The following is a 17,812-nucleotide window of genomic DNA, read 5'->3' on the forward strand; positions in this document are numbered from 1 at the left end:
CACACCATGACGCGCTCACCGCTGACGCTCTCATCCATCGCCCGGCTCGGGTTCACCGAGCTCAGCGACGCGCGCGCGGGCCTCGACGGCTACGAGGAGCACCTCGAGGCCTTCGGGCTCGCCGCCGACCCCGACCGCGCGCTGCGGTCGCTGCGGCGCCTCCACGAGCTGCATGGGGATGCCGTGGCCGCCGCCCTCGGCGACGCCGACTGGGCGAGGCGGCTGATCCGCGCTCTCGGCGCGAGCGACGGGCTGTTCGACTTCCTCCGCCGCCGTCCGGCTCACTTGACGGCGCTCCGCGACCCGCTGCCCGAGCCCCTGACGGCGCTCGGGTACCGCGACGACCTGCGGGCGGCGGTCGTGGCGAGCTCGGGTGACGCGGCGGTCATCGCGCTGCGCGTCCGCTACCGCCATCACCTGCTGCGTCTCGCGGTGTGGGATCTCGAGCACCCCGACCCGCTCGCCGCGATGCCGCGCGTGGGCGCCGCCCTCGCCGACCTCGCCGGCGCCGCCCTCGAGGCGGCGCTCGACATCGCCCGGCGCGAGAGCGCCTTCCCGGCCGAGGACGTCGCGCGGACGCGGCTCGCGATCATCGGCATGGGCAAGTGCGGGGCGAGCGAGCTCAACTACCTCAGCGACGTCGACGTCATCTACGTGGCGGAGGGCTCCTCCGGGCTGGAGACGGCGAGGGCGGTGGAGATCGCGACGCGACTGGCGCAGGCGACGGCCCGGGGCATCCAGGAGCCGGCGATCGAGCCGCCGCTGTGGGAGGTCGACGCGAATCTGCGCCCGGAGGGGAAGGACGGAGCGCTCGTCCGCTCGCTCGACTCGCATCGGGCCTACTACGCGCGGTGGGCGAAGGACTGGGAGTTCCAGGCGCTGCTGAAGGCCCGCCCGATCGCGGGGGACGAGGAGCTCGGCGAGGACTACCTCGGCGTGGTCTCGCCGCTCGTGTGGCAGAGCTCGCAGCGCGAGGGCTTCGTGGAGTCGGTGCAGGCGATGCGTGAGCGCGTGACCGCGCACATCCCCGCCGACGAGGTCGACGTGCAGCTCAAGCTCGGGCCGGGCGGGCTGCGCGACGTCGAGTTCACGATCCAGCTCCTGCAGCTCGTGCACGGGCACCTCGACGACTCGGTGCGGGCGCGCTCGACCATCGACGCCCTCGCGGCCCTCGCCGAGCGCGGCTACATCGGCCGCGCCGAGGCCGCCGAGTTCTCGAGCGACTACCGCCTCCTGCGGGTGATCGAGCACCGGCTGCAGCTCGACGGGCTGCGGCGCACGCACCTCATGCCGCGCGATCCGGAGAAGCTGCGGGTCATCGCCCGCGCGACGGGGTTCCTCTCGACGGCGGAGGAGCTCACGGTGCGCTGGCAGCAGACGCGCCTCGCGGTGCGCTCGCTGCACGAGCGCCTCTTCTACCGTCCCCTGCTCTCGGCGGTCGCCGCGCTCCCGGAGGAGGGCTTCGCGCTCACGAGCGCGCAGGCCGAGGCGCGGCTGCGCGCGATCGGCTTCGTCGACCCGCGCGGAGCTCTGCACCACATCGCGGCGCTCACGACGGGCGTCTCGCGGAGCGCTCAGATCCAGCGCACGCTGCTGCCCGTCATCCTGCAGTGGCTCGCCGACGGCGCCGACCCCGATTACGGCCTTCTCGCCTTCCGCCGCCTGAGCGACGACCTCGGCGAGGCGTACTGGTTCCTGCGGATGCTCCGCGACTCGAGCGGCGCCGCCCAGCGCCTGACGAGCGTGCTCGCCTCGTCGCGGTACGTCGGCGGGCTCTTCGAGCGGATCCCCGACGGTGCGGCGTGGCTCGAGAACGAGGAGGAGCTGAGGCCGCGTCCTCTCGATGCGCTGCTCGACGAGGCGCGCGCCACCCTGGCGCGCCACGCGGGCGACGTGGAGGGTGCGGCGAAGGCGCTGCGCACCGCGCGACGGAGGGAGATCCTGCGCACGGCCCTCGCGGGCATCCTCGACGTCATCACGATCGAGGAGCTCGGGGTCGCGCTCAGCGACATCACGACGACGCTGCTCACGGGTGCCCTCGCACTCGCGCGCCGCGACGCCGCGGGCATCGAGTTCGCGATCGTCGCCATGGGCCGGTACGGCGGCCGAGAGCTCGGGTTCGGCTCCGATGCCGACGTCATGTACGTCTACCGCGACGCGGGGGCCGGGGACGCGGCGCAGAAGCGCGCCGAGCTCGTCGTGCGCGAGCTCGTCCGTCTCACGGAGGACCTCCGCCTGCCGTTCGAGCTCGACGCGGGCCTGCGGCCGGAGGGCCGGAACGGCACGATCGTCCGCTCGCTCGACTCGTACCGCGCCTACTACGAGCGCTGGTCGCTCACGTGGGAGGCTCAGGCGCTGCTGCGCGCGGCCGTCATCGCCGGCGATGAGGCGCTCGCGGCCGACTTCACCGCCCTCGCCGACGGCGTCCGGTACCCGGCCGCGTTCGCCGAGGCGGATGCCCGCGAGGTCCGCCGCATCAAGGCGCGAGTGGAATCGGAGCGGCTTCCCCAAGCGGCCGACCCCGCGCGGCACCTCAAGCTCGGCCGCGGCTCGCTGAGCGACGTGGAGTGGTTCGTCCAGCTCGTGCAGCTGCAGCACGCCGCCGCGACGCCGGGCCTGCGCACGCCCTCGACGCTGGGGGCCCTCGCGGCAGGCGTGGAGGCCGGACTCATCCCGGAGCGCGACGCCGAGCGGCTGCGCGATGCGTGGCTCATCGCCTCCCGCGCCCGGTCGGCGATGACGCTGTGGACGGCGAAGACCGCCGACGTCCTGCCGACCGACCGCCGTCAGCTCGACGGCGTCGCCCGGCTCCTGGGGTACGGGCCCGGGGGCGCAGCGCGTCTCGAGGAGGACTACCTCCGCACGACGCGCCTCGCGCGCCAGGTCTTCGAGCGCGGCTTCTACGCCGCGCCGCCGACCGCCTGACGAGCCCCGCAACGCCACGGCCCCGCAACGCCACGAGGGCCGCACCCGCGCGATGCGGATGCGGCCCTCGGGCGCTGTCGTGCAGGGGCGCCTAGACCGAGAAGTACAGCTCGTACTCGAACGGGTGCGGGCGCTGCGCGAAGGGGAGGAGCTCCTTCTCGCGCTTGTAGTCGATCCAGGTCTCGATGAGGTCCTTCGTGAACACGCCGCCCGCGAGCAGGAAGTCGTGGTCGGCCTCGAGCGCCGCGAGCGCCGCCTCGAGCGAGGCGGGAGCCTGCGGGATCGTCTTGGCCTCCTCGGGCGGGAGCTCGTAGAGGTCCTTGTCGACGGGCTCGTGCGGCTCGATCTTGTTGATGATGCCGTCGATGCCGGCCATCATCTGCGCGGCGAAGGCGAGGTACGGGTTGCTCGCCGCGTCGGGGGCGCGGAACTCGATGCGCTTGGCCTTCGGGTTCGTGCCCGTGATCGGGATGCGGATCGCGGCCGAGCGGTTGCCCGCCGAGTACACGAGGTTGACGGGCGCCTCGAAGCCGGGGATGAGTCGGCGGTACGAGTTGACCGAGGGGTTCGTGAACGCCATGACCGCGGGGGCGTGCTTGAGCAGGCCGCCGATGTACCAGCGCGCGATGTCCGAGAGCCCGCCGTAGCCGGCCTCGTCGTAGAACAGCGGCTTGCCGTCGTTCCAGAGCGACTGGTGGGTGTGCATGCCCGAGCCGTTGTCGCCCATGAGCGGCTTCGGCATGAAGGTCGCGACCTTGCCCCACTCGGAGGCGGTGTTCTTGACGATGTACTTGAACTTCAGGATGTCGTCGGCGGCCGAGACCATCGTGTCGAACCGGTAGTTGATCTCGCCCTGGCCGGCGGTGCCGACCTCGTGGTGGCTGCGCTCGACCTCGAGGCCCGCCTCCATGAGCTTGACGACGATGTCGTCGCGCATGTCGGCGTGCTGGTCGACGGGGGAGACGGGGAAGTAGCCGCCCTTGTAGGGAGTCTTGTTGGCGAGGTTGCCGCCCTCCTCGACGCGACCGGAGTTCCACGCGGCCTCGCTCGAGTCGACCTCGTAGAAGCTCTTGTTCTGCTTCACCTCGTAGCGCACGTCGTCGAAGATGTAGAACTCGGCCTCGGGGGCGAAGAACGCGGTGTCGGCGATGCCGGTCGAGGCGAGGAACTTCTCCGCCTTCTTGGCCACCTGGCGCGGGTCGCGGCCGTAGATCTCGCCGTTGCGCGGGTTGTAGATGTCGAAGACCATGATGAGCGTGCGCTCGGCCCGGAAGGGGTCGACGTAGGCGGTCGACACGTCGGGGATGAGCTGCAGGTCCGACTCGTGGATCGACTGGAAGCCGCGGATCGACGAGCCGTCGAACAGCTGGCCGACGGTGAAGAACTCCTCGTCGACGCTGGCAGCAGGGATGTTGAAGTGCTGCTGCACGCCGGGGAGGTCGGTGAAGCGGATGTCGAGGAACTTGACGTCCGTGTCCTTGATGAACTTCAGGACCTCGGAAGAATCACTGAACATGTGATGGTCTCCTGGGTAAGTACCGGACGGCTGCGAGCGCAACCGTGGTCGACGTTACGGGGCGGGCGTTTCCCCGCGGTGTCCCGATTGTTTCGGGGATGTTACGCGCCGCGCTGGCCCGGCGCAGCGGCGACGGATGCTCAGCCCACGGCCTGGGCAAAGCCGGCGCTCGGCTCCGCGAGCCCGCGCAGGGCATCCGGGATCTCGCGCCCCTTCGCGACCATCGACTGCGCCCACAGACGACCGGCGCGGTAGCTCGAGCGCACGAGAGGGCCGGCGAGCACGCCGAGGAATCCGATCTCCTCGGCCTCGGCCTTGATCTCGACGAACTCCTCGGGCTTGACCCAGCGATCGATGGGGTGGTGGCGCGGCGTCGGGCGCAGGTACTGCGTGATCGTGACGATATCGGTGCCCGCATCGTGCAGGTCGCGCAGCGCCTGGCTGACCTCCTCGCGCGTCTCGCCCATGCCGAGGATGAGGTTGGACTTCGTGATGAGGCCGAAGTCGCGCGCCTGCGTGATGACGTCGAGCGAGCGGTCGTAGCGGAAGGCGGGGCGGATGCGCTTGAAGATGCGCGGGACGGTCTCGACATTGTGCGCGAAGACCTCCGGGCGCGACTCGAAGACGACGCGCAGGAGGTCCGGGTTGCCGCTGAAGTCGGTCGCGAGGATCTCGACGCCCGTGCCGGGGTTGAGCTCATGGATCATGCGGACGGTCTCGGCGTGCAGCCACGCGCCCTCGTCGGGGAGGTCGTCGCGCGCGACGCCCGTCACGGTCGCGTAGCGCAGGTTCATCTCCCGCACGCTCTCGGCGACGCGGCGGGGCTCGTCGCGGTCGTAGTCGGCGGGCTTGCCCGTGTCGATCTGGCAGAAGTCGCAGCGGCGGGTGCACTGGCTGCCGCCGATGAGGAAGGTCGCCTCGCGGTCCTCCCAGCACTCGTAGATGTTGGGGCAGCCGGCCTCCTGGCACACCGTGTGCAGCTGCTTCTCGCCGACGAGGGCGCGCAGTTCTGTGTACTCGGGCCCCATCTTGGCCCGCGTCTTGATCCACTCGGGCTTCTTCTCGATCGGGGTCTGCGCGTTGCGCACCTCGAGACGCAGCATCCTGCGTCCCTCGCCGGGGTGGGTGGGGCTCGTGGTCGCGTCGAGGGCGGTCATGCGGGGACTCCTTGATCCTGGAGGGCGGGCACGCCGACGCGCGCGTGGACGAGCGGCGCGAAGTGCCGCTGGATGAGGGGGGCGACGTCGGCGGGCGTCACGGTGCGACCGAGCTCGCGGCTCACGCTCGTGACGCTCGCGTCGGTCAGGCCGCACGCGATGATGCGCTCGTAGGCCTCGAAGCCGTTGGAGCAGTTGAGGGCGAAGCCGTGCATCGTGACGCCGCTCGCGACGCGGATGCCGATCGCCGCGATCTTGTCGGTGCCGCGCAGCCAGACGCCGGACCGGCCCTCGACGCGCTCGGCACCCACGACGCCGAGGTCCTCGAGCACAGCGATGAGCATCCCCTCGAGGGCGCGCACGTACGCGACGACGTCGACGGGCTCGGCGAGGCGCATGATCGGGTAGCCGACGAGCTGGCCGGGGCCGTGCCAGGTGATCTTGCCGCCGCGGTCCACATCGATGACGGGGGAGCAGTCGACGGGTCGCTCGTGCGGCTCGGTGCGCTTGCCGGCGGTGTAGACGCTCTCGTGCTCGAGCAGGAGGACGGAATCAGGCGCCCGGCCCTCGACGACGGCGGCGTGCCGTGCACGCTGCTGCTCGAGACCCGACAGATACGGCACGGAGTTGGCGCTTAGCCCCGTGTCGACGTAGTCGATCACGTCGTCAGTGTACGCCTGCGGCGCCGACGGTCATGCGAGTGGATGCTCCGCGCCTGCTGTGCGTGCTCGCCCAGCCGCACCCCGCCTAGGATCGGAGCCGTGCCCGAGACCCCGCCCGCCTTCCCGCAGTGGCCCGGCCAGCACCTCGGGCTCCCCGAGTCCGGGCCGCGCTCGATCGCCCGCTACGGTCGCCGGCTCGCGGCCGTCGCGATCGACTGGGCGCTCGCCGTCCTGCTCGCGGTGGCGTTCTTCCAGTACGACGCTCTCGTGCTGCAGGGGCTGTTCGTGCTGCTGCAGATCGTGCCGCTCGTGCTGCTGAACGCCAGCGTCGGCCATCTTCTGCTGGGGATGCGCCTCCAGCGCATCGAGGGCGGCGGGCTCGGGGCCTGGCGCCCGATCGTGCGCTCGGTGCTTCTGGGCCTCGTGATTCCCGCGCTCATCGTCGACAACGACCAGCGGGGGCTCCACGATCGCGCCGTCCGCACGATCCTGCTGCGCCGATAGGCGTCAGCGGGGCTTGGGCGCCCGGACCTTCGTCGGGTCGATGCCCTTGGGGATGGGCAGGCTGCTGCTCCGGCTGAGCGACACGAGCCGGTTGTTGATCGCGAGGACCTCGGCCTTGCTGATCGACTTCTTGAGGCGGTTGAGCGTCCTCGGCAGACGCTCCAGCGGGATGCTCTCGCCGTCCGGCCCGACGTGCAGGAGGTGGATGGGCACGTTGGGGATGATGCGCGCGACGTTGCGGCGCTCCTCCTCGAGCATGCGACGCGTCCGCGAGTGCGGGCCCTCGCCGATCAGCACGACACCGGGCTTGCCGACGGCGCGATAGACCGCGTCCTGCGACTTCGTGACGGCCACCGGCATCTCGCTCGCCTGCCAGGCGCGGCGCAGCGAGCTCTTGAGCACGGCGCCGACGGCGCCGGGCTGACCGGCGATCTGGCGGTAGGCGACGCGCTCGGCGCGGCGCCCGAGCACGATGAGCAGGCCAAGGATTCCGCCCAGGACGCCGGTGATGATGTACAGCACGATGCCGATGACGTTGTCGCTGGAGAACGCGATCGCGAGCACGATGCCCGCGGCGATGGGCAGCAGCAGACCCGCGAGCATCAGCCACAGTGCGGCGCGGTCGTTCCGGATGGTCATGCGGAACACCTGCCACAGCTGCGTCATGCGACCGGGTTCCTTGGCGGGCGTGGATGCGGAGGGGCGGGCCATGCCTCCAGAATAGGGCCCGGCGCGGGTCGTCCCCTGACGGGCTTCACGCTCGTTCCTCCCCAGGTCGCACCGTTGCGGCGCGGATCCGCCGTGTCCCCGGCACCCTGACCGGCATGCCGCGCGCCCTCTCCTCGTCCGACCCGCACGAGCACCGCTCCGCATCGCTCCCCGAGCCCCCGTCATCGGGGCTGCCCGCAGCTCCGGGCGACCCCGCGGCGGTCGGGGGCTACCGCCTCGTGCGGCGACTCGACGAGGACGAGGCCGTCGTCACCTGGCTCGCCCGCGGCGGCGAGGAGACGGTGGTGCTCCGGGTCTTCCGGGATTCCGCACCCGATGCGCGCATCGACGCCGAGCTCGGCGCGCGCGAGCGGCTGCGCGACGGGCACGTGCCCGAGCTGCTCGACGTCGCGACGTCGCGCAACGGCCGGCCGGTGCCCGTGATCGCCGCGGTGGTCGGGCCGCTCCTGAGCGACGTCCTGCCTCGAGCGACCAGCCCCCTGCGCGCCGGTCACGTGACGACGATCCTCGCCCCGATCGCGGCCCTCCTCGACGGGGCCCATGAGCTCGGGGTGACTCTCGGTCGCCTCGACGCCGCAGGCATCCGACTCGACTCCTCCGGAGCGCCCATCGTCGTCGCCCTCGGCGCGGCCGCGGTCGCCGCGCCGCTGCCGGAGCGCTTCCGCGATCGGGAGCCGTCGATCCGCGCGGATCGCGCCGCGCTGCGCGCCTTCGGCGACGCTCTCGCCGACCGCGTCCACGAGCGCGAGCGGGATGCGGTGCGCGCGGCTCTCGCGAGCGCCGGGGAGCCGCGCGCGCTCGAGCTCGCCCTGTTCGACTGCGCTGCGCCGCTCCCGCTGCAGTCGCTCCTCCAGGAGCCCGACGGGGACGACTCCCGGGCCGCGGAACTCCCGCGCTCTGCGCCGACACCCGCTCCCCGGGGTCAGGTCTCGGCAGAGCTCCCGACCTCTCGCCGGCAGACCCTCCCGGTGGTGCCGTCCGATCCTCCGGAGGTCGCGAGCGGAGTCGATCGGGTCTCCCAGGCGATCGGGCTCCCCGCCGGGCTCCTTCGGCCCGTGGACGCGGCCCTGCGGTCGGCGCAGGGCGCGGTCGGGAGCAGGGTGCGAGCGAGTCGGGCTCTCGTCACCCGAGTCGCCGGTGGGCCCCGCCCGCGCAGGGGAGTGGTCCTGGTGGGTGCCGCGGGCCTCGTGGCCCTTCTCGCAGCGGGCGCCCTCGCCTCGGCCGAGAGCACGTCGGCGTCGTCGGCGCCGGGCACGCCGGCACCCCCGTCGGATCCGGCGGCTCAGGGCCGGCAGGCGACGCCGAGGCCCGCCGCATCGACCGCCGCCGCTGAGCAGCGAAGCGCTGCCGCCCTGCCGGAGTCGCTCGACGATCCCACGCCGGAGGAGTGGAGCCCGCTCGTCGGGGAGCTCGTCGACCGCTGGATCGCGTGCGCTCCGTCGCCGTCGGAGGACTGCGCGGCGTCGGTGGCGCACGCCGGCTCCTCGGCGCACGAGGCTCTGATGGCGGGCGCTGAGGCGACCGCATCGGTGGAGGCGCTGTCCGCGCTGCAGGAGTGGGCCGGCGGGGAGCGCACGCTCATCGTCGTGGATCGCATGGGCGCCGCAGCGCTCGTGGACCTGCTGGAGGCGGAGACGGCGACGGCCTCGCTCCTCGTGGTGAGGAGCGAGGCCGGGTGGCGCGTTCGCGCCGTGATGCCGTGAGGCGGACGGCGTCGGCTAGATGCCGAGGTCGCCGTCGAAGTCGGCCTCCTCCAGGCGCGCCTTGACGGCGCTGAGGAAGCGAGCGGCGTCGGCGCCATCGACGATGCGGTGGTCGTACGACAGGGCCAGGTAGACGGTCGACCGGATGGCGATCGCGTCGGTGCCGTCGACGGTCACGACCGCCGGCTTCTTGACAACGACGCCGGTGCCGAGGATGGCCACCTGCGGGAGGAACACGACGGGCGTGTCGAACAGCGCGCCGCGCGAGCCGGTGTTGGTCAGCGTGAACGTGCCGCCAGCGAGCTCGTCGGGCTTCAGCTGGTTGTCGCGCGTGCGCGCGGCGAGGTCCGCGATGTCCTTCGCGAGATCGGCGATCGACTTATCTCCCGCGTTGCGGACGACGGGGGTGAGCAGGCCCCGTTCGGTGTCCACCGCGATCGAGAGGTTCTCGGTCTCCGGGTAGACGATCGAGTCGCCGTCGACGGTCGCGTTGATGATCGGGAACGAGCGCAGCGCCTCGGTCGCCGCCTTCGCGAAGAAGGGCAGGAACGAGAGCTTGACGCCCGTCGCCTTCTGGAACTCGTCCTTCACAGCGGTGCGGAGGGCCGCGACCTTGGTCACGTCGACCTCGACGACCGTCGTGAGCTGGGCCGTCGACTGCATCGAGGCGACGGCGCGCTCCGCGATGACCTTGCGCAGCCGCGACATCTGGGTCGTCGTTCCGCGCAGCGGGGAGACCTCCGCGGCGGCCCGCGGTGCGGCGGTCGGGGTGGCGTTCGCGGGAGCCGCAGCGGACTCGGCGGCGGCGAGGACGTCCTGGCGGCGGATGCGGCCGCCGACGCCCGTGCCGCTCACGTTCGCGAGGTCGACGCCCTTCTCCTGCGCGAGCTTGCGCACGATCGGGGTGATGTATCCGGCGCTTCCGTTCGCATCGGATGCGTCAGCCGGCTCCGCGGCGGGGGTCGAGACGACGGACGGAGCGGCGGGGGCGGCCGCCGCCGGGGCCTCGGCCACCGGCTGCGCGGCGGGCGCCTCCGTCGGCTGGGGCGTCTGGGGCGCGGGGGCCGGCGCATCCTGAACAGGTGCCTCCTGAACCGGTGCCGCCGGGGCGGACGCGGCGGGCGCCTCGGCAGGGGCGGGTGCCTCGGTGGGGGGCTGAGCCGCTGCCTCGGGCTGCTCGGTGCTGGGCGCCTGCTCCGCCGGAGCGGCCTCGACCGGGGCCTCCGCCGCCGGCGCGGGCTGCTCGGCAGGAGCGGCTTCGGCCGCAGGAGCGGCGTCCGCGGGAGCAGCGTCAGCCGGCGCGGACTCGCCGCCGCCGCTGCCGTCTCCGATGCGGACGAGCGGAGTGCCGACCTCGACCGTCTCGTCCTCCGCGACGAGGATCTCCTCGATCACGCCGGCGACGGGCGACGGGATCTCGGTGTCGACCTTGTCGGTCGACACCTCCAGCAGCGGCTCGTCGACCTCGACGCGGTCGCCCACGTTCTTCAGCCAGCGGGTGACCGTGCCCTCGGTGACGCTCTCCCCGAGCGCCGGGAGGTTGACGGATTCGCTCATCAGTGATGCTCCTTTGGAAACCGGTGGTTGTTCAGCTTATGGGCGGATCAGATGCCGTGCAGGGGCTTGCCGGCGAGAGCGAGGAACGCCTCGCCGAGCGCCTCGTTCTGCGTCGGGTGCGCGTGGAGCAGGGGCGCGATGTCCTCGGGGTGGGCATCCCAGTTCACGGCGAGCTGCGCCTCGCCGATGAGCTCGCCGACGCGGGCGCCGATCATGTGCACGCCGACCACCGGACCGTCGACCACGCGGATCACCTTGATGATCCCGGAGGTCTCGAGGATGTGGCTCTTGCCGTTGCCGGCGAGGTTGTAGTCGTACGACGCGATCTGCGCCTCGCCGTACTGCTCCTTCGCCTTGGCCTCGGTCAGGCCGACCGACGCGACCTCGGGCTCGCTGTAGGTGACCTTCGGCACGTTGACGTCGCTGATGACGACCGGGTCGAGGCCCGCGATCTCCTCCGCGACGAAGATGCCGTGCTGGAATCCGCGGTGGGCGAGCTGCAGGCCGGGCACGATGTCGCCGACGGCGTAGACGCCCGGCACGTTGGTGCGGAGCCGCTCGTCCGTGAGCACGAAGCCGCGGTCCATCGCGACCCCGACCTCCTCGAATCCGAGATTGGCCGTCATGGGGCCGCGGCCGACGGCGACGAGCAGCAGGTCGGCCTCGATCGTCTCGCCGCTCTCGAGGGTCACGACCACGCCGTTGTCGTCCTGCGTGACGCCCTGGAAGCGCACGCCGAGCTTGAAGTCGATCCCGCGCTTGCGGTAGGCGCGCTCGAACTGCTTCGAGATCGCCTCGTCCTCGTTGGGGACCAGGTGGGGGAGCGCCTCGATGATGACGACCTCCGAGCCCCACGAGCGCCACACGCTCGAGAACTCGACGCCGATCACCCCGCCGCCGAGCACGGCGACCTTCTTGGGCACGTAGTCGAGCTGGAGGGCCTGCTCGGAGGTGATGACGCGGCCGCCGATCTCGAGCCCGGGGAGACTGCGCGAGTAGGAGCCCGTCGCGAGGACGACGTTCTTACCCGTGATCGTGTTCTCGCCGACCTGGACGGTCGTCGGAGAGGTGAGGCGCCCCTCGCCCTCGATCGTGGTGATGCCGCGCGCCTTGATGAGGCCCTGGAGGCCCTTGTACTTGCTCGCGATGATGCCCTCGCGGTACGCGGTGACGGCGGGGACGTCGATCCCCTCGAGCGTCGCGCGCACACCGAACCTGGCCGAGTCGCGGGCCGCATCGGCGACCTCCGCCGCGTGCAGCAGCGCCTTCGTGGGGATGCAGCCGACGTGGAGGCAGGTGCCCCCGACCTTGCTCTTCTCGATCAGACCGACGGTCATGCCGAGCTGGCTGGCGCGGAGGGCGGCCGCGTAGCCGCCACTGCCGGCACCGAGGATGACGAGGTCAAAAGTGTGTTCCGACACCGAGGAGACTCCCTTGAGGATTTCGTGCGGAGGCCGATCTAGACGGTGGCAGTCGACCTGGAGGGCGGCACGCGTCGCGCACCGCGGTCGAGCCTACTACTGACCGGCGAGCCGTTCAGCGAGCTTCACGAGCAGTCTCACCGTCACGCCGGACGGCCCCTTCGGGGTCCAGCCGTAGCCGGATCCGCCGTTGCTGGCGGGGCCGGCGATGTCGAGGTGCGCCCAGGGGATGCGCGGCGCATCCTGATCGTCACCGGTGCGTCCGACGAACTCCTGCAGGAAGACTCCCGCCAGCAGCATGCCCGCGGCCGTGTTGCCCGGCTTGGCGTTGGCGATGTCGGCGACCTCGCTCTGCAGGATCGAGCGCAGGTCGGCCGGGAGCGGCATCGGCCAGACGAGCTCGCCGGTCGCCGCCGCCGCCTCCTGGACGGATCGAACCAGATCGTCGGCGCCCATCACGGCGGCGTAGCGGTCGCCGAGCGCGACGCGGGCGGCGCCCGTGAGAGTGGCCACGTCGACGATCGCGTCAGGACGCTCCTCGCTCGCGGCGACGAGCCCGTCGGCCAGCACGAGCCGGCCCTCGGCGTCGGTGTTCAGGACCTCCACCGTGGTGCCGCCGCGGATCGTCAGCACGTCGTTGGGCCGCATCGCGGTGGACGAGGGGAGGTTCTCGGCGAGGCAGAGCCAGGCGGTGACCCGGATCGGCAGACCGAGCCGCGCGACGGCGAGCGCGGTGGCGAGGACGGTCGCGGCGCCGGTCATGTCGTACTTCATACCGACCATCGCGGCCGCTGGCTTGAGCGAGAGACCGCCGGAGTCGAAGGTGATGCCCTTGCCGACGAGCGCGAGGTGCTGCGTCGCGCCCTCCGGCGCGTAGCGCACGGCGACCAGCCGCGGCGGCCGCGAGGAGCCCTGACCGACGCCGAGGATCCCGCCGAAGCCGCCCTCCTGCAGCGCGGGAACGTCCCACTCCTGCAGCTCGACGGGGAGGCCCTCGGAAAGCTCGCGGGCGCGAGCCGCGAAGCTCTCCGGGTAGAGGTCGTTCGGCGGGGCGTTGACGAGATCGCGGACGGCCACGACCGCCTCGGAGACGATGCGCGCCCGCTCGAGCGCGGCATCCGCACCGTCGACGTCGGTCGCGAGCACGATCTCGGCCACGGGCGCGGGCGCGTCGCCCGAGCGGTAGGCGGTGTACCGGTACGCCCCGAGCGCGGCGCCCTCGAGCACTGCCTGGACGTCGGCACCGTCCGCGGTGGGGAGGGCGATCGCGAGGCGGGATGCCCCGCTCACGGAGCGCGCGGCGGTCCCGGCCGCGCTGCGCAGCGAGTCCGGGGTTGCGGGGCCCGAGCCCAGCCCGACGAGGAGCACGCTCCCGGCCGCGAGGCCCGCGGGCGCGACCTGGCGGGAGACCTCGTCGGCCGCTCCGGTCAGGCCCAGTGAGGCGAGCCCGGCTCCCAGGGCACCGAGCTCCTCCGCGAGCGGTCCCTCGACGCGCGGCCCATCTGCCCCCTTCACGACCCCGACGACGAGGACGTCGGCCTGGATCTCGCGGGCGGGCACGGCGGAGACGTGGAGAGAGGGAGGGGTCATGCGGGCAATCCTACGGGCGGCTCCTGGCCCGGATCGGGGACGCCAGGGGGCCTGTTCGCTCTCGGCAGGTCCTGTGCGGCGACCTCGCCCGGAGGCGCAGACCTACCATGGAGGCATGCGCGAACCCTCCTCTCTCTACTCCGTCGTCATGGCGGATCACGAGGTGCCGCGCGGGCTCCCGCTGGTCGCCGGGCTCACGGGCTTCGCCGACGCGGGGACCGCTGTCGGCCAGGTCACCGAGTACCTCCTCTCGACTCTCGACCACCGTGACGTCGTCGTCTTCGACAACGACGAGCTGCTCGACTGGCGCGCGCGCCGTCCCGTCCTCTTCTTCGACGAGACCCGTATCGCCGAGTACACGATGCCCTCGCTCGCCGTGCGCCTCATGACCGACGAGATGGGGGCGCCGTTCCTTCTGCTGAGCGGGTACGAGCCGGACTTCCTCTGGGAAGGCTTCACGCAGGCGGTGCGCGACATCATCGAGCGCTTCGAGGTGTCGAGCACCACGTGGGTCCACGCCATCCCGATGCCGGTGCCGCACACGCGGCCGATCGGCGTCACCGTGAGCGGCAATCGAGACGACCTCATCGAGGCCCTGTCGGTGTGGCGCCCGCGCACCCAGGTGCCGGGCAACGTGCTGCACCTGCTGGAGTTCCGACTGCAGCAGTCGGGGCACTCGACCGCCGGCTTCGTGCTGCTCGTCCCTCACTACCTCGCCGACACCGAGTTCCCCTCGGCGGCCGTCACCGCGCTCGAGAGCATCACCGCGGCGACCGGGCTGCTCTTCCCGACCGACCGGCTGCGCGAGGAGGGTCGCGAGTTCCTCGCGAAGATCGAGTCGCAGGTCGAGGGCAACACCGAGCTCGCCCGACTCGTGGGCACGCTGGAGGAGCGTCACGACAGCTACATGGAGGACAACCCGCTCCGCTCCCCGCTGACGGACGAGGACGGCGAGCTGCCCAGCGCCGACTCGATCGCCGCCGAGCTCGAGAAGTTCCTCGCGTTCCGCCGCCCGAGCGACGAGCCGCCGATCGTCGGCTGAGCGGTCGGGGGCCCCGTCCGCGGCGACGGGCCCGACCCGGCTGATCGGCCGCGGGACCTACGCTGGGAGCGTGGATTCCCGCCGCGCGATCATCGTCCTCGCCGTCGGCGGCTTCGCGTACATCGTCGGCGTCATGCAGCGGACATCCCTCGGCGTCGCCGGAGTGGCGGCAACCGAGCGCTTCGCGATCGATGCGACGACGCTCTCCTCGCTCGCGATCCTGCAGCTCCTCGTCTACGCGGGGCTCCAGATCCCCGTCGGCGTGCTGGTGGACCGCTTCGGTCCTCGCGCCCTCATCGGCGTCGGCGCGACCGTCATGGCACTCGGTCAGCTCGTGCTCGCCCTCGCCCCCGATGTCTCCGTCGCCATCGCCGGACGCGTCCTCGTGGGCGCGGGGGACGCGATGACGTTCATCTCCGTCCTCCGGCTCCTCGGCGCGTGGTTCTCGCCGCGGCGCCTCCCGCTCCTCTCGCAGTGGGTCGGCACGCTCGGGCAGACCGGTCAGTTGCTCTCCGCCATCCCGCTCTCGATAGCGCTGCACGAGATCGGCTGGTCGTCGTCGTTCATCGGTCTCGCGGCGATCTCGGCCACCGCGAGCGCGGCGGTCTGGTTCGGCGTCCGCGACACCCCTCCCGGGACGGAGAGACTGCGTGCGGCGACCTTCCGGGTCGCCCTGCAGCAGCTCGGTCAGAGCCTCCGGCGACCGGGGACCCGACTCGGATTCTGGGCGCACGCATCCAGCCAGGCGAGTGCGACGATGTTCGTGATCCTGTGGGGGTTCCCCGCGCTCTCGGTCGGGCTCGGGTACGGGCCCGCGAGCGCCGGCGCCCTGCTCAGCATCGTCGTCATCGCCGGCGCCGTGGGCGGCCCCGTCATCGGCCTGCTCTCCGCTCGCTACCCCTACCGGCGCTCGAACGTCGTTCTCCTCATCGTCGGTCTCACGGCGGCGGCGTGGGGAGTCGTCCTGCTGTGGCCCGAGCGCCCGCCCCTCGCCGCCGTCATCGCGCTCCTCGTCGTGCTCGCCGTCGGCGGTCCGGGCGGATTGATCGGATTCGATTTCGCGCGCACCTTCAACCCTCCGGCGAGCCAGGGAGCCGCCTCCGGGTTCGTGAACGTGGGCGGCTTCGCGACCTCCGTCGCACTCCTCCTGCTCGTCGGCCTGGTGCTCGATGCGCGGAGCGACTCGCCGGATCCGGCGCTCCTGTACTCGTGGGAGAGCTTCCGGATCGCCTTCGCCGTGCAGTACCCGGTCGTCGCGGCCACCGTCGCGGCGATGCTCGTCTCCCGCGGGCGCGCACGGCGGCTCCTCGCCGAGGAGGAGGGCATCGCCGTCGGCCCGCTGTGGGTCGCGATCGTCCGTCGTCGTCGGGCGCGACGAGAGCGACGCGGGGAGTGAGTGCCCGCTCGGTGGCCTGCATCGGGTGACCGCGAACTTGTGCGATACTTGACGCTCACGACCCGGTCGGTCGCCCACTCTCATTCGCTCATGCAGAGCGCGCGGGAAGAGCGACTTGACATGGGTCGTTGTACTGCCCGGAGAACGGAAAAGAGGGTCCGAATGGCAACCCGAACCACCACTGCCTCGACGACGACCGCCGCGAAGAAGGCTCCCGCTCGGAAGCCCGCCGCGACGAAGACCGCAGCCGTCGCCGTCGTCGAGGAGGAGACCCTCAAGACCGCGTCGGCAGACGAGACCACCGCCGCGACGGCGACGAAGAAGCCTGCGGCGAGGAACCCCGCCGCCAAGAAGCCCGCAACGAGGAAGCCCGCCTCGAAGAAGGCGGCGGCCGGCACGACCTCGAGCGTCACCGAGCCCGCCGAGGACGACGACGTCGAGCCCGTCGAGATCGACGACAGCGCCGACGCGGTCGACGCGGACGCGGTGGTCCCCGCCGCCGCGGAAGATGCCTCCGACGAGTCCGACGACGCCGATGCCGAGGAGAGCGGTGAGGACGGCGCGACCTCCGCCCCCATCGTCGACCTCCCCACCGGCGCCATCGTGCTGTCGATGAAGGATGACGACGAGGTCCCCGTCTACTCCTCGACGATCACGGGCGCCACGGCGGACCCGGTCAAGGACTACCTGAAGCAGATCGGCAAGGTCCCGCTGCTGAACGCCGCGGAGGAGGTCGAGCTCGCCATGCGCATCGAGGCCGGCCTCTTCGCGGAGGAGAAGCTCGGTCAGATGAGCGACAAGGAGAAGCGCACCCAGCTGGGTCGCGAGCTCGCCTGGGTCGCCAAGGACGGGCAGCGTGCGAAGAACCACCTCCTCGGCGCGAACCTCCGACTCGTCGTCTCGCTCGCCAAGCGCTACACCGGTCGCGGCATGCAGTTCCTGGATCTGATCCAGGAGGGCAACCTCGGCCTCATCCGCGCCGTCGAGAAGTTCGACTACACCAAGGGCTTCAAGTTCTCGACCTATGCCACGTGGTGGATCCGTCAGGCGATCACGCGCGCCATGGCCGACCAGGCGCGCACCATCCGCATCCCCGTGCACATGGTCGAGGTCATCAACAAGCTGGCCCGCGTCCAGCGCCAGATGCTGCAGGACCTTGGCCGCGAGCCCACGCCCGAGGAGCTCAGCCGCGAGCTCGACATGACGCCCGAGAAGGTCATCGAGGTGCAGAAGTACGGCCGCGAGCCGATCTCCCTGCACACGCCCCTCGGTGAGGACGGCGACAGCGAGTTCGGCGACCTCATCGAGGACACCGAGGCCGTCGTGCCGGCCGACGCCGTGGGCTTCACGATGCTGCAGAAGCAGCTCGAGAGCCTGCTCGACTCGCTCTCCGAGCGCGAGGCCGGCGTGATCCGCATGCGCTTCGGCCTCGGCGACGGCATGCCGAAGACGCTCGACCAAATCGGCGACACCTTCGGCGTGACGCGCGAGCGCATCCGCCAGATCGAGTCGAAGACCATGGCGAAGCTGCGGCACCCGTCGCGCTCGCAGGCGCTGCGCGACTACCTCGAGTAGACCGCCGCGCCCGAACGAGATCCGGCACGCGACAC

General features: G+C 71.9%; 13 protein-coding genes. 6 read left to right on the forward strand and 7 right to left on the reverse strand.

Annotated features, from left to right (window positions below):
• Window positions 1–6 precede the first annotated feature (6 nt).
• On the forward strand, window positions 7–2,925 hold the full coding sequence (locus ASC54_RS10635) for a bifunctional [glutamine synthetase] adenylyltransferase/[glutamine synthetase]-adenylyl-L-tyrosine phosphorylase (RefSeq protein WP_055898966.1): 2,919 nt from the start codon (window positions 7–9) through the stop codon (window positions 2,923–2,925).
• Window positions 2,926–3,016: 91 nt separating this feature from the next.
• Here the strand turns inward: ASC54_RS10635 and glnA are convergent, their stop codons facing one another.
• From glnA to lipB, 3 genes are all read right to left on the reverse strand, one after another.
• A complete protein-coding gene (gene glnA / locus ASC54_RS10640) occupies window positions 3,017–4,441 on the reverse strand; it encodes a type I glutamate--ammonia ligase (RefSeq protein WP_055898969.1) in 1,425 nt (474 codons plus the stop codon).
• 140 nt (window positions 4,442–4,581) lie between these two features.
• A complete protein-coding gene (lipA, locus tag ASC54_RS10645) occupies window positions 4,582–5,598 on the reverse strand; it encodes a lipoyl synthase (protein WP_235451455.1) in 1,017 nt (338 codons plus the stop codon).
• Window positions 5,595–6,260 (reverse strand): lipoyl(octanoyl) transferase LipB, encoded by a 666-nt coding sequence (lipB, locus tag ASC54_RS10650; RefSeq protein ID WP_055898972.1) that lies wholly within the window; start codon window positions 6,258–6,260, stop codon window positions 5,595–5,597. The genes lipA and lipB overlap by 4 nt, the downstream gene beginning before the upstream one ends.
• Before the next feature lie 99 nt (window positions 6,261–6,359).
• On the opposite strand from lipB, the gene ASC54_RS10655 reads away from it, so the two are divergent.
• A complete protein-coding gene (locus ASC54_RS10655) occupies window positions 6,360–6,764 on the forward strand; it encodes a transporter (RefSeq protein WP_055898975.1) in 405 nt (134 codons plus the stop codon).
• Between the two features lie 3 nt (window positions 6,765–6,767).
• Here ASC54_RS10655 and ASC54_RS10660 read toward each other — a convergent pair whose 3' ends face one another.
• The gene (locus tag ASC54_RS10660; protein ID WP_055898978.1) at window positions 6,768–7,475 is read right to left on the reverse strand and encodes a DUF4191 domain-containing protein; all 708 of its coding nucleotides are present in this window, start codon (window positions 7,473–7,475) and stop codon (window positions 6,768–6,770) included.
• Window positions 7,476–7,588: 113 nt separating this feature from the next.
• Here ASC54_RS10660 and ASC54_RS10665 point away from each other — a divergent pair, with 113 nt between their 5' ends.
• Window positions 7,589–9,196 (forward strand): hypothetical protein, encoded by a 1,608-nt coding sequence (locus ASC54_RS10665; RefSeq protein WP_055898982.1) that lies wholly within the window; start codon window positions 7,589–7,591, stop codon window positions 9,194–9,196.
• 15 nt (window positions 9,197–9,211) lie between these two features.
• Here the strand turns inward: ASC54_RS10665 and sucB are convergent, their stop codons facing one another.
• The 3 genes from sucB to ASC54_RS10680 form a co-directional block, all read right to left on the reverse strand.
• Window positions 9,212–10,753, reverse strand: coding sequence for a 2-oxoglutarate dehydrogenase, E2 component, dihydrolipoamide succinyltransferase (gene sucB, locus ASC54_RS10670; protein WP_055898985.1), 1,542 nt, complete (start codon window positions 10,751–10,753; stop codon window positions 9,212–9,214).
• Between the two features lie 47 nt (window positions 10,754–10,800).
• Complete coding sequence (gene lpdA, locus ASC54_RS10675) at window positions 10,801–12,174, reverse strand: dihydrolipoyl dehydrogenase (RefSeq protein ID WP_055860962.1); 1,374 nt, start codon at window positions 12,172–12,174, stop codon at window positions 10,801–10,803.
• Window positions 12,175–12,270: 96 nt separating this feature from the next.
• Window positions 12,271–13,764 (reverse strand): leucyl aminopeptidase, encoded by a 1,494-nt coding sequence (locus ASC54_RS10680; protein WP_055860965.1) that lies wholly within the window; start codon window positions 13,762–13,764, stop codon window positions 12,271–12,273.
• Between the two features lie 115 nt (window positions 13,765–13,879).
• Between ASC54_RS10680 and ASC54_RS10685 the strand changes: the two genes are divergently transcribed.
• From ASC54_RS10685 to ASC54_RS10695, 3 genes are all read left to right on the forward strand, one after another.
• Window positions 13,880–14,806, forward strand: coding sequence for a proteasome assembly chaperone family protein (locus tag ASC54_RS10685; protein ID WP_055860969.1), 927 nt, complete (start codon window positions 13,880–13,882; stop codon window positions 14,804–14,806).
• Between the two features lie 70 nt (window positions 14,807–14,876).
• Window positions 14,877–16,202, forward strand: a complete 1,326-nt coding sequence (locus ASC54_RS10690) for a nitrate/nitrite transporter (protein ID WP_055860972.1) — start codon at window positions 14,877–14,879, stop codon at window positions 16,200–16,202.
• Between the two features lie 120 nt (window positions 16,203–16,322).
• Window positions 16,323–17,777, forward strand: a complete 1,455-nt coding sequence (locus tag ASC54_RS10695) for an RNA polymerase sigma factor (RefSeq protein ID WP_235451456.1) — start codon at window positions 16,323–16,325, stop codon at window positions 17,775–17,777.
• Window positions 17,778–17,812 lie beyond the last annotated feature (35 nt).

Source organism: Yonghaparkia sp. Root332 (assembly GCF_001425665.1).
Lineage (GTDB): Bacteria > Actinomycetota > Actinomycetes > Actinomycetales > Microbacteriaceae > Microcella.

Bases quoted from the DNA above. Each gene is read 5' to 3' on its own strand.
- ASC54_RS10685 (WP_055860969.1), top strand. From the start codon at position 13,880: ATGCGCGAACCCTCCTCTCTCTACTCCGTCGTCATGGCGGATCACGAG.
- ASC54_RS10680 (WP_055860965.1), bottom strand. From the start codon at position 13,764: ATGACCCCTCCCTCTCTCCACGTCTCCGCCGTGCCCGCCCGCGAGATC.
- ASC54_RS10665 (WP_055898982.1), top strand. From the start codon at position 7,589: ATGCCGCGCGCCCTCTCCTCGTCCGACCCGCACGAGCACCGCTCCGCA.
- lipA (WP_235451455.1), bottom strand. From the start codon at position 5,598: ATGACCGCCCTCGACGCGACCACGAGCCCCACCCACCCCGGCGAGGGA.
- ASC54_RS10635 (WP_055898966.1), top strand. From the start codon at position 7: ATGACGCGCTCACCGCTGACGCTCTCATCCATCGCCCGGCTCGGGTTC.
- glnA (WP_055898969.1), bottom strand. From the start codon at position 4,441: ATGTTCAGTGATTCTTCCGAGGTCCTGAAGTTCATCAAGGACACGGAC.
- ASC54_RS10660 (WP_055898978.1), bottom strand. From the start codon at position 7,475: ATGGCCCGCCCCTCCGCATCCACGCCCGCCAAGGAACCCGGTCGCATG.
- ASC54_RS10695 (WP_235451456.1), top strand. From the start codon at position 16,323: ATGGGTCGTTGTACTGCCCGGAGAACGGAAAAGAGGGTCCGAATGGCA.
- sucB (WP_055898985.1), bottom strand. From the start codon at position 10,753: ATGAGCGAATCCGTCAACCTCCCGGCGCTCGGGGAGAGCGTCACCGAG.